The organism is Aeromicrobium sp., from assembly GCF_025965075.1.
In the GTDB taxonomy this organism is placed as follows: Bacteria; Actinomycetota; Actinomycetes; order Propionibacteriales; family Nocardioidaceae; genus Aeromicrobium.
In genome coordinates this window covers 1-10,527 of sequence record NZ_JAOPXQ010000269.1, presented here as the reverse complement: position 1 = coordinate 10,527, position 10,527 = coordinate 1, and the positions used below count along the sequence as shown (strand labels likewise).

The 10,527-nt window shown below is 69.9% G+C and carries 7 protein-coding genes and 1 pseudogene; 5 read left to right on the top strand and 3 right to left on the bottom strand.

What is annotated here, in order from left to right; translation table 11 throughout:
• A pseudogene (locus tag JWQ91_RS15730) lies at window positions 1-230 on the top strand (RNA polymerase sigma factor); the annotation flags it as partial.
• A 4-nt stretch (window positions 231-234) separates the two neighbouring features.
• Here the strand turns inward: JWQ91_RS15730 and JWQ91_RS15725 are convergent.
• Window positions 235-1,767, bottom strand: coding sequence for a hypothetical protein (locus JWQ91_RS15725; protein WP_297786290.1), 1,533 nt, complete (start codon window positions 1,765-1,767; stop codon window positions 235-237).
• Window positions 1,768-2,117: 350 nt separating this feature from the next.
• Here JWQ91_RS15725 and JWQ91_RS15720 point away from each other — a divergent pair, with 350 nt between their 5' ends.
• A complete protein-coding gene (locus JWQ91_RS15720) occupies window positions 2,118-5,321 on the top strand; it encodes an Ig-like domain-containing protein (protein ID WP_297786287.1) in 3,204 nt (1,067 codons plus the stop codon).
• Window positions 5,322-5,602: 281 nt separating this feature from the next.
• On the top strand, window positions 5,603-5,773 hold the full coding sequence (locus JWQ91_RS15715) for a hypothetical protein (RefSeq protein ID WP_297786284.1): 171 nt from the start codon (window positions 5,603-5,605) through the stop codon (window positions 5,771-5,773).
• 73 nt (window positions 5,774-5,846) lie between these two features.
• Here JWQ91_RS15715 and JWQ91_RS15710 read toward each other — a convergent pair whose 3' ends face one another.
• Both JWQ91_RS15710 and JWQ91_RS15705 read right to left on the bottom strand, forming a co-directional pair.
• The gene (locus JWQ91_RS15710; RefSeq protein ID WP_366521394.1) at window positions 5,847-7,853 is read right to left on the bottom strand and encodes a DEAD/DEAH box helicase; all 2,007 of its coding nucleotides are present in this window, start codon (window positions 7,851-7,853) and stop codon (window positions 5,847-5,849) included.
• Window positions 7,854-8,295: 442 nt separating this feature from the next.
• Entirely contained in the window at window positions 8,296-9,555 is a 1,260-nt protein-coding gene (locus tag JWQ91_RS15705; RefSeq protein WP_297786279.1) for a YibE/F family protein, read from the bottom strand.
• A 9-nt stretch (window positions 9,556-9,564) separates the two neighbouring features.
• Between JWQ91_RS15705 and JWQ91_RS15700 the strand changes: the two genes are divergently transcribed.
• Together JWQ91_RS15700 and JWQ91_RS15695 are read left to right on the top strand one after the other, a co-directional pair.
• Window positions 9,565-10,317 (top strand): phosphotransferase, encoded by a 753-nt coding sequence (locus JWQ91_RS15700; RefSeq protein WP_297786276.1) that lies wholly within the window; start codon window positions 9,565-9,567, stop codon window positions 10,315-10,317.
• Window positions 10,314-10,527: cupin domain-containing protein (locus JWQ91_RS15695; RefSeq protein WP_297786273.1), on the top strand; the 214-nt coding region annotated here is incomplete at its 3' end. The genes JWQ91_RS15700 and JWQ91_RS15695, both read left to right, overlap by 4 nt.

The following is a 10,527-nucleotide window of genomic DNA, read 5'->3' as shown; positions in this document are numbered from 1 at the left end:
GTGCCATCGCCGTCGCCGAGCTCGACGGGCCGGAGGTGGCGCTGGCGCTCGTCGACCCGGTGGGGCTGGAGGGCTATCACGCGTGGCACGCCACCCGGGCCGACCTGCTGCGCCGGCTCGGGAGGGGCGCCGAGGCCCGGGCGGCGTACGACGCCGCCATCCGAGCGACCGACAACCCCGCCGAGAAGGCATATCTCAGGCGCCGGCGCGATCAGCTGTCGGCCGGGTGATGCGTCAGGCCACGGCGTGGACCCCGGGCTCCGCCGACGTCTGGTCGGTCACGGCCGGTCCGAGCCTCAGCCACCATGCTGCGGCCTCGCGCTGATGGGGCGAGGTGTGCTCCAGGAGTCGCTCGACCTCGGTCGATCCGGTCATGCCGAGGGCGTACGTCGCGGCGTGCTGGACGTCCGGGAGACCGTCCCACGCCACGGCGGCGAGCCTGGCGGCGTCGGACTCGCTGAGCCGGCCCGATGCCGTTCCGACGGCGATCAGCGCCCGGATCTGCGGCTCGTGGCGGGTCTCGTCGAGGGCGCGGTCCACCAGGTCGGTGCCCTGGATGGGGCCGAAGCGGTGGAGCACATCCCACGCGCGGGCCGCGACGAAGGCGTTCTCGTCCCCCACCAGATCGAGGCAGGCGCCGACGAGGGCGGATCGATAGGGACTGGCGCCGAGCAGCTGACTGGCGTGCGCGCGACGCTGGTGACGAACGTGGAACAGGGCCTCCCGCACCAGCCTGATCAGCATCTGGTCGGGCTCCTGCGTGAAGCGTGCGAGGGTCGCCGCCTGGGTCACGCGAGCGACGTCGTGCACCACGTCGCGGGTGACCTCGGGCGGCTCGAGCTCGCCGGTCTCACGGGCCAGCTGGACCCGGCGCCGCAGCCGCCGGTCGACGATGTGGGGCCAGATCCGGGCGAAGGAGTCCGCCGGGAGCCGGGCCACCAGGTCGAGTGAGACGAGCGATCGGGAGCTGCCCACGGACGCACCGATGCCCTGGAGGATGTGCCTCTCGACGGCCAACAGGGACTCCCCGGCGTAGCGGCCCTCGCTCAGCTTCATCGCCACCACGCTCGACGCGGCGCGAGCAAGCACGGGGCGTTCGTTCGACATCAGGCGCAGCGCCAGGTCGCTGACGGAGTCGTCGTTGACGTGCCGCAGCACGAGCATGGCCGGTCGGAACACCTGCGCGTCGCTGCTGAGGATGTGCGCACCGAGGCTCCGCGACATCTGACGTCGGAAGGACAGGTTGCCGATCGCCAGGTTGGCCGCGGCCGTACGGGTGACCTGCGCGTGGCCCACCGAGAGCTGCAGCTCCGCCAACAGCGTGTCGCACAGCGTGGTCCGTACCTCGGGCGTGACGTAGAAGCGCTCGAACCCGGAGATGCGCGTGGCGAGGCTCAACCAATCCGATCCGGTGAGGGTGTGGTGCATCGCCCGGTCGAACAGGTCGTCGAGGACGCCGTCGTCGTGATCGTGATCGGTGACCTCCTGGTCGATGCCGCTGGCCCGCCTCAGGTTCGCGGTCAGCGCCACGATCGAGCTCTTTGGAAGGCCGAGGATCGACTCGTACGCCTCCACGACGTTGTCGCGCACGCGGTGGTCGCCGGATTCCCAACGACTGATGCGGGTCGAGTCGACCACCAGCCCCCGTGCGTGCAGCTGCTGCAGGAAGTCCTCGCGGCTGGCCAGAGAGGGGTTGCCGCTCAGGAGGCGCGACGTGGCGAGCAGCCACGACACCCGCTGCTGGACCGCGACGTGCTCGGCCTCCATGGGCGCCGGATCGTAGGGGAACTGCTGCGGGCGCCCGCGACGGCGCAAGGGATCGCTCGGGGGTGAACTATCGCTCGACACATCGTTCCTTCATGTGAATTCCTCGTGAAGATCCCATTACGGGGGTGTGCACTCGCGTCATGGTGACCTAAGCGTGAGAGCTTGTCTACCAAATTCTGATTTGTTGTCACCGGACCTGGTCGTGTGCAACAAGTCACACCGAGGCGGGGTGTCTCCTAGCCTGTGGAGACAGCCTGAAACATCAAGGCATGTGCCCCAGGTGGGTCTCCAACCACCGACGGACGGGGTGACCCGGCCGTGATCGAACCACTCCAAAAAAAGGGATTCAGATGAACAGCAGCGGCATCAAGCGGGGACTGGCCGTCACGGCCATCTCGGCACTCGCGGTCACCGGCCTTCCCGGCCTCGTCGGCAGCGCCTCGGCGCAGCCCCTCGACTCGGCACAGGCAGCAACCGCCGTCACGATCTACTCACAGAGCACCAGCAGCGCCTCGACCCAGAACGACGGCGTGAACAGCACTGTCCACCTGCTCGCCGGCGCCGGCGCGGACGTCAAGCAGGTCAGGTTCCAGTACAAGGTCTTCGGCGGTGAGTCGCAGGCGATCGCCACGGTCAGCCGCGCCAACGGTGGCTTCTCGGCAGAGTGGGCGCCCCCGGCCAACGTCCTGGGCGCCTTCGTCACGATCGAGGCTGTCGGCCTCGACGCCGCCGGCACCGCGATCACGGGCTCCGTCTCCGCCCCCAGGTCGGTGGCGCTCGGAGCAGGTTCGACGGCAGTCGACATCACCAACGCACGCGGCTCCGAGATCGGCGTGTTCACCCAGCCCTACGCGAGCCCCAAGTCCCTCGCCGCTGTGTCCGGCACCACGTCGTCCAAGGATGCGCCCGAGGTCAGCAGCCCCAGCGGATCCGGCAAGGCGAACCCCGCGGACGTGTTCCCCGCCGACCCGAGCGGCGTCAGCGCCTTCTCCGGCGTCGTCGACCTGTCCGGCTACAAGTGGAGCAAGCCCACGACCGTTGACGGCGTCACGTCGACCGCCGCTGACGAGGCCGTCATCGTGGCCACCGCCGGCTCCGACGACGCCGAGATCGTCAAGCTCTACGAGCAGACCATCGCGACCGTCACCGCAGCAGCCAGCCCCGAGCTCGTGCAGGGATCGGCCAAGTCCGCCGCGACCGTGACCGTGCGCGACCAGAAGGGCAAGCCGGTCGCCGGCGCCCAGGTCGAGAACGAGGCCGGCGACATCAAGCTCACGAACTCGGTGGGTCAGGCCGTGTTCGCCGACCTCGCCGGTTCCGCCGCTGGCGAGAGCTACAAGTTCCACGTCAACACCACCGAGGATGCCGGCTACCAGTCGGCGGACGACTTCCAGCGGACCGTGACCGTCAAGAGCTACACGCCCAGTGTCGAGAGCATCGCGGCTTCCTCCAAGGACGGCGCGGCGTTCGACTTCGACGAGAACGAGGCAGGTGACATCAAGGTCACTGCCAAGGACCAGAACGGCGCGGCCACCACGCCGATCACAGGGGTGCAGGGCACCTGGACGATCAAGCCCTTCGACGCGAAGGTCGCTGACTCGACCGTCAAGGCCACGATCAACGCCGCCACGGGCAACGTGGACTTCCCGGTCGGTCAGCCGGCCGGCCGGTACACGCTGAACACGTGGATCGAGAAGGACGGCACTCCGGGCCAGGGCGCGGGCGACCTGTCCGCCGCGCCGCTGACGGTCAAGGCCGGCCAGGCCGAGATCACGTGGGACACCACGGCCGTGCAGGTGCAGTCCGGCACCACCTCGAAGCAGGGCGGCACCATCGCCCTCGAGGACGGCACCGTGCTCGGCGGCCGCACCGCGACCGTCACGTTCACGGCGAAGGACGACGCCAAGCTCGCCGCATCGCAGCCGGCGGGCACGACCCGGGTCAGTGACACGGAGGCCACGGTCAAGACCGCGGCGGACGGCACCTTCTCGGTGGCGGTTGCCGATGCGGCCGCCGTCGCTCCGGACCCGCAGCTCAGCGAGATCGGAGGCCTGCTCGACGCCAAGAGCGATGATCTGAAGATCGACCTCGCGGACACCACGGACCTGAAGGTCGACTTCGTCGACCTGGCGGTCAAGACCATCGCGATCGGCGCCGGCGACAAGCTCGTCGATGGCGAGGCCACTCCGGGTCGCCCGGTGTCGTACACCGTCACGGTCACCAACAAGGACGGCGATCCGCTGAAGAACGCTGCGGTGAGCCTCTCCCTCGATCACGGCTTCTTCACGACGTACGCCGACTCCGAGGCCAAGCTGACGCCGGCGACGGCCCTGGCCGTGGGCGGCCTCTACGGCGTCTGGAAGGACGAGGGCAAGACCAAGTCGGCCACCACCGACGCCAACGGCAAGGTCACCGTCACGGTCGCCATCGGCCGTGACGCCGGCTTCGACGACGACGGTCGTGTCGACGCGAAGCTGACGGTCAAGGCCGGCAGCGTGACCAACGACGAGACCGTCACGGAGTTCGACTCCGCCGACCCGCTGAACCCGGGCTCGGCCACGGTCGAGATCGCTCCCGGCCAGGCCAAGTCCCTGCCGAAGGCACAGCTCGCTGGCACGAGCAAGGTGTTCCTCGACGTGTTCGTCAAGGACCAGTTCGGCAACCTGACGGACGAGGCCGTGGATGTCTCGGACGACACCAACGACGCCGACCTCTCAGCCGGCACCGTTCGCGGCCAGTTCGAGGCGGACAAGTCGGTCCTTTCCGCCTCCAGCGATTCCAGCACGGATCTCTCGCAGTCCATCAAGGTTGCCTGGGACACCGAGTCCAACGTCTGGAAGGACTCCGACCCGGTGAAGCCGGAGGTCCAGGGTGCACGTGACGAGGCCAGGAAGACCGTCAGCGGCACCGAGACGATCGACTGGTACGCGATCAACCACGCCGCCGGTGACTACACCCTCACCAGCAATGCCGAGGGTGACCAGCTGCCGGGCAAGACGGTCATCGTGACCTACACGGCGCTCGACCAGAACGGCATGCCGATCAAGGGCGCGCAGGTCGACTTCTTCCGCTCGGGCCCGGACGACCTGCAGAACGGTGAGTCGAGGGACACCACCACCGATGAGGACGGCGTGGCAACCTACGTCTTCCAGGGCGCCAAGGAGGGCACGGCCACCGTCACGGCCGTGCTGAGGAAGGGAAGCAACCCGGTGGCCGCGTCGACCAAGGAGGTCAAGGTCGTCTTCGCCAAGCCGGTCGTCACGCCGCCGGCCCCGGCCACGATCGTCGCCAAGCTGCTCGGATCGAGCAATGGCAAGTCGGCCGACGAGGTCACCGTCAACGCTCCCTCGAGCGCCAAGGGTGCCGCAGTGAAGCTGTACAAGGCCGTGAGCGGCAAGCGCAAGCTCGTCGCCTCCGGCACGCTGAACAGCAACGGCAACAAGGTGTTCAAGGTCAAGGACGCCAACGGCACGAAGGCCACGAAGTACATCGCGGTCGTCAGCGCCACGGCGAAGACCAAGAGCGACACCACCAACACCAAGACGGTGAAGTGATCCAGCTCGTGTGAGCCAAGGGCTCGGCCCCGGCGGAGATGGAGATCCTCGCCGGGGCCGGGCCCGAGCCCGGACCGGTTGTTCCCAGCCGGTGCGGGTGTTCCACCGCAAGATCTCGGGACCACAGACGCGGTCCGGACCCCCCTGCTTGCCGCTGCGAGGGTCCGGACCGTGCTGTGTCACTGTAAACGACGGTGGGGCCCCTCGCCATGTCCTGCCGAAGAGGACCGCCCCCACCCGACGTCGCGTGTGGGAGCGGGCACCCGGGGTACATACGCCCCATGACCTCAGATCCCGTGAACGCGCGCAACGACACCGACGACAGCACCGCCGACGAGGAGGGCCAGCTCGCCAACCCCGGCCCGGTCCCCGCGGAGGCGGAGGACTCCGCCGACACCGGTGAGGGTCGTCCCGGAGACCTGGCGGCAGAAGCCGGTCCCGACCGCGACTGACTCACCCACCGCTGGCAGTGACGTTTGGGCCCCGGAATCGACGATTCCGGGGCCCAAACGTCACTGCCAGCGGTTAGCGGGACTCCAGGGCTTCGGTGAGCAGGACGACGAGCGCCTCGAGCTGGACGTCGATCGAGGAGCCGACCTCCTCGTCGGAGCCGTCGAGCGCCCGGGCGGCGAGCCCGGCCTTGCTGTCGATGAGCTCGGCGATGCGGCCGTCGATCGTCTGCGCGGCGATGATGCGCCACGCCGTGACGGGCTCGTCCTGGCCGATGCGGTGGACCCGGTCGATCGCCTGGGTCTGCTCCGCGTCGGTCCACGACAGCTCGGCGAGCACGACGTTCGACGCGACCTGCAGGTTGATGCCGACACCGGCGGCGGTCAATGAGCAGACGATGATCTCGACGTCGGGGTCGTTGACGAACGCGTCGATGTTGGCCTCGCGGACCTTGGTCGACTGGTCGCCGCGGATCGAGGAGTAGCGGATGCCGCGGGAGGCGAACGTCTCCTCGGCGACGTCCATGACGTCGACGTGCTTGGCGAAGAACACGACCTTGCCGACGTTGCGCGCCAGCTGGGCGGCGTAGTCGGCGGCGAGCCCGGCCTTGGCCTGACCGATGCGCCGCATCATGCCGAAGACGTTCTCGCCGGTCTTCTCGGTCGAGGTGTCCTCGCGCTCCCACGTGGCCACGCGGCGCACGAGATCGTGGTCGATGCCCTCGACCGTCACGCCCGCGGAGCGGGTCTCGAGCGCCGTGTCGTAGCGGGCGACCAGGCGGCGGGCGAGCTCGCGCTCGGCCTCCCGGATCGACCGGCCGATGGCATCGTCGAGCTCGACCGGCAGGTCCGCGATGCGGCGGGCCGGGATGTCCGCGGCGACGTCGATCTTGCGGCGCCGGACGATGCCCATGTCGATGACGCTGGTCCGTGCGGCGGAGTAGAAGCCGGAGTCCAGCGGCGTCAGACCGGTGTCCTCGAGTGACTCCATCAGCTCGCCGAGGGGCTTCTTGTCGTCGATCCAGCCGAGGAACTGCCAGATCGCCCGGAAGTCCTCGATGTCGTTGATCAGCGGGGTGCCGGTCAGGGCCATCAGCAGCGGGCGCCCGGTCCGGGCGCGGATGCGCTCGGAGAGCTCCAGCGCGTGCTTGGAGCGCTGGGACGACTTGTTCTTGATGAAGTGCGCCTCGTCGACGACCATGCCGCGGAAGCCGAAGTCACCCAGCCAGCCGACGTGCCGGTCCAGCACCTCGTAGTTGACCACCACGATGTCGGCGAAGCCGTCGATCGTGTCGCCGTCGCCGTGGATCACGGTGACGGTGCGGCTGGGGGTCCAGATGTCGGCCTCGCGCGCCCAGTTGGCCTTGACGACGTTGGGGACCACGACGAGCAACGGATAGGCATCGGCGGCGTGGGCGGCGAGCAGCGCCTGGGCGGTCTTGCCCAGGCCGGGCTCGTCGGCCAGGAGGTACGTCCGGTGGCCCTCCGCCGCGGCCGCGACGACCTGCGCCTGGTGCGGCATGAGCTCCAGCCCACCGGGGGTCATGAGGAAGCCGGGCTCGGGAAGTGGCATGCACGAGGACGCCCCGCCGTACTCGAACGCGCGGAACAGCGGTCCCAGCAGCTCCCACGTCGACAACCGACGCGGGCTGGCCTGCTTGGGCGCGACGGCGGAGAAGTCAGGGGCGAGGAAGGGATTGGCGAGCTGGCGGGACAGGACCGACTGCGGCACGACGCTGCGGGTGTTGACCGCGACGGCCGACGAGTCGGCGACCTGCTCGGTGACGACCTCGATGCCGGCGGCCTGGAGCATCTCGCTGCGCAGCGTGTCGGCGGCGTCGGTGAAGACCGCGTTCTCGTCCAGCAGCGTGTAGACCGTCGGGTCGAGCGCGACGGTCTGCGCCAGGATCGTCGCGACCCCGTCGAGGCGCTTGAGCTGCTCGTTGCGGTGGGCCTCGGTCGCGGCGGCGTCGGCCTTGATCCGGGTGCGCTCCTCGCGCACCAGCATCGCGACGACCTGGAACTTCGTGCGGGCGGACGGGGGCAGCGGACCGCGCTGCGCCTTGCCTTCGACCTCGCGCACGGCGCGCGCGAGTACGGGGATGATGCCGTCCTTGCCGGGTGCGCGCGCGCCCGAACGCCGGGGGGCGTTGCGGGTGGCGCCTGACTGGCGGCGACCTTGTCTGGCCAAGAGCTCCTCTTTCGGAGTGCGAGGCACGCGCATCGTGGTGGGTGTGACGTCACTGCGCCTGGTCCGGGACCGGCTTCGTCGAGGGGACCGACCCAGCGGTCGTACCCCCCGAAACCGGGCCCTCGGTCATGCAGGATGACCGGAGCAGTGGCTGCCCACGATGTGGCGTGCCCAAACCGTTTCAGCTGTTGTCGCGTCGCGATCGTGGAGCAGGTGCTCGACGGGCGGCGGCGTGGTTCGGTGCTGGCACCATGCTACCGCCCAACGGGCCGAGTGCGACGGCAACGCCCGTGAATCCGGTCCGAAGGTCCCGGACCATGGCCGGCGAAGACGGTCAGGCTGTCAGCGCGGGGCCGGCGTGGGAGCCGCTGTGCCGCCCCGGGACGGGCGTCGACGGGGCTTTGACCGTCTCCGGGGTGCGGGGCGGCGCGAGCCACACCGCGAACAGTGTCGTGACCGGGACCGCCAGCACGAGGCCGATCGCTCCGACCAGGGTGCGGACGATCTCCTGCCCGATCTCCTCGGTCGTCGCGATCGATGCCAAGCCGCGCTGGTAGGCCGTCGCGAGCAGCAGGACCGTCATCGCTGAGCCGGCGTAGGCGAAGACCAGGGTGTAGACGCTGGACGCGATGTGGTCCCGGCCAATGCGCATCGCCGAGGCGAACAGCGACCCGGCCCGCGCCGCCGGGCGGGCCGCCCGCAGCTCCCACACCGCGCTGGCCTGTGTCACGGTGACGTCGTTGAGGACGCCGAGGCCGGCGATGACCATCGTGCCGGCGACGATCCCGGACAGCGGGATCTCCGGAACGGTCGCGATGAGGCGCTGGTCGTCCTCCGACCCGACCCCGGTCAACGAGGTCCACCCCGTCGCGGCGAGGCCGATCGCGGCGGTCAGCGCGATCCCGACCAGCGTCCCGAACAGCGCCGACGTGGTCCGGATCGACACCCCATGGGCCAGGTAGAGCACGACGATCATGATCACGGTGGATCCCACGACCGCCACGAGCAGCGGCGACTCCCCGGCGAGGAACGCCGGCAGCATGAACTTGGTGAGGGCCAGCAGCGTCACCCCGATGCCGACCAGGGCGAACAGCCCCCGCCACCGGGCGACCCCGATGACCAGCACCGCGAAGATCGCAGCGAGTGCGGTCAGTGGCAGCCCGCGGCGGAAGTCGAGGAACTCGTACGTCGCGGCCTGCCCCGCGGGCTGCACCTTGACGACCTGGATCCGGTCGCCGGGGGAGATGCCGGCCTTGTGGCGGGCCGCGTCGAGGTCGAACGTCGCGGTCCCGCGGGAGGTGCGGGCGGTGACGTGGGCGCAGTCGCCCTCCACCTCGATCTCGCCGTCGGGGCCCTCGCCGCCGCTGTTGCAGTTGAATGCGGCGACCTTCGTCACGGTGGCGTCGAGCGTGCTGACGCCCGCAGCGCCGTACGGGTTCTGGCTCCGCGGCACGGCCTGCTCGGCGGGCCACAGGGCGATCATCGCGGCGAACGCTCCAGCGGCGATCGCGAGCACCACGGCGGTCAGCGTGACCGCCAATCTCCTGCGCGGTGGTCCGTGGTCGATCGACGTGTGCGAATGAGAATGTGCCACGATGACAGCGTGCCAGAGGACGACACAGAGCATCTGCCCGGAGCCGTCGGCGGTGCCACGCGCATCGGCCGGACGGTGCGCCGGCCGACGGGACCGTGGACCCCCGCGGTCCACGACCTGCTGACGTACCTGTGGGACAACGGGCTGCGCGGCATCCCGACCCTGCACGGCCTCGACGAGGAGGGCCGCGAGGTGCTCGAGTACGTCGAGGGGCGCGGCGTGCCGATCGACCGGGAGGTCGTGCTGGACACCGTGCTGACCGAGGCGGTGGTCTGGCTGCGCGACTTCCACGACCTCGTCGAGGGCTATCGCCCCGAGGGTGAGCTCCCGTGGCGCGGCGGGGCGGCGACCCTGGCCGACGACCAGATCATCTGCCACCACGACCCGGGCGCCTACAACTGGATCATCCAGAGCGGCCACTTCGTCGCGATGATCGACTGGGACATGGCCGGACCGGGTCGGGCGATCGACGACCTCGCCTTCCTGGCGTGGACCGGGATCCCGCTCTATCGGGAGATCCCCCTCGAGGACGTCGTGCGCAGGCTCGACCTGCTGGTCGACGCGTACGGCGAATGGGGACCGATGACGGTCCTGGGCGCGGTCGTCGAGCGGATGTCGACCGCCGCCGACCGGATCGAGGCCGGGCAGGCCCGTGGCGACCAGGGCTTCATCAACCTCGGCACGGTCGGCGAGCCCCAGCGCACCCGCGACCGGGTGGCGGCGTTCCGTGAGCGCCTCCCGGCGATCGAGGCTGCCCTGTGACCCGACCCGCACTCGCGGAGGCGCTGGACCTGGAGCCGCATCCCGAGGGTGGTTGGTACCGCCGGACCTGGGCCTCGCCGGTGTCGGTCACGTTGCCGGACGGTCGGGTGCGTCCGACCGCGACGCTGATCCACTTCCTGCTGCCCGCGGGGGAGTCGTCCGCGTGGCACCGGGTCTCCTCGGACGAGCTGTGGATCGCGCAGCAGGGCT